Here is a 989-nt window from a genome sequence, read left to right as displayed (position 1 = left end):
CGGACAGGATCGTGCCCCTCGACCGGACGCGCCACCGCGGCCCAGGCGGCGTCCGCCGCCTGCTCGAAGCAGCGCGCCACGTCGGCGGCCGACGGCGACGGGTGGTGCACTGCCTCGCGGAAGTAGGCCCGCACCAGCTGGGACAGGATGACCCCGGAGTTGCCGCGCGCCCCGGTCAGGAGCGCGTCGACGTGGGCTCGGACGCACACCTCGACCGGTGTGTCCGCGGGCAGCGCCTTGACCGCGTCGTCGGCGGCGACGAAGGTGAGGTAGGCGTTCGTGCCGGTGTCGCTGTCGGGCACCGGGAAGACGTTGAGCGCATCGATCTCGGCGCGCGCCTCGCCCAGCGCCTCCACGCAGGCCCGGCTCCAGCGCCGGAAGGCGGCGGCGTCGAGGGTCACGGACATGCGCCCGAGGGTATCGGGCGGGCGGAGCCGGGCGGCGTCGTCGGCGTCACGGGGGCCGATTGGATTCCCCCGGGCGCCATCGGCTATCCTTGAGCGGTTGCCTGCGGCGTCGTCGCGGGCGATCCTCAATCCGACGAGACTTTCCAGGAGTGGTCGCTGTGGCAGCGGTCTGTGATGTGTGCGGCAAGGGACCCGGCTTCGGCCACAACGTCTCGCACTCGCACCGGCGCACGAAGCGTCGTTTCGACCCCAACATCCAGCGCGTTCGCGCCATCGTCTCGGGCGCTCCCAAGCGTCTGAACGTGTGCACGTCGTGCCTGAAGGCGGGCAAGGTCGCTCGCTGACCTCTCGGGCCCCGGCCCGACCGCGTACGACTGAGGCGATCTCGACTCCTGTCGAGGTCGCCTTCGTCGTGCCCGCGGCGCCTGACCGGCTACGGTGGCTGGCCATGACGTCCCGTCCTGCCCTCGCCGCCCTGCTGAGCGTCGTCCTGCTGGCCTCCGCCTGCAGCGCCGGCGACGACGAGCCCGACGCCGCGCCGACCGCCTCGGCGTCCACCACCGCGTCGCCGTCGGCCTCCCC

The 989-nt window shown here is 73.1% G+C and carries 2 protein-coding genes; one reads left to right on the top strand and one right to left on the bottom strand.

Annotation, left to right across the window (positions count from 1 at the left end):
• Positions 1–407 (bottom strand): DAK2 domain-containing protein (locus AC2W7G_RS17160; RefSeq protein ID WP_485869508.1); only part of this gene is annotated, 407 nt, incomplete at its 3' end.
• Positions 408–565: 158 nt separating this feature from the next.
• Between AC2W7G_RS17160 and rpmB the strand changes: the two genes are divergently transcribed.
• Positions 566–751 carry a 50S ribosomal protein L28 gene (gene rpmB / locus AC2W7G_RS17155; protein WP_485869507.1) on the top strand — a complete coding sequence of 62 codons (186 nt, stop codon included), beginning with the start codon at positions 566–568 and terminating at the stop codon, positions 749–751.
• Positions 752–989 lie beyond the last annotated feature (238 nt).

The organism is Aeromicrobium sp. PFPM2_SD2, from assembly GCF_057364525.1.
The sequence above is the reverse complement of the archived record's forward strand: the minus strand, read 5'-3'. Positions and strand labels throughout refer to the sequence as shown.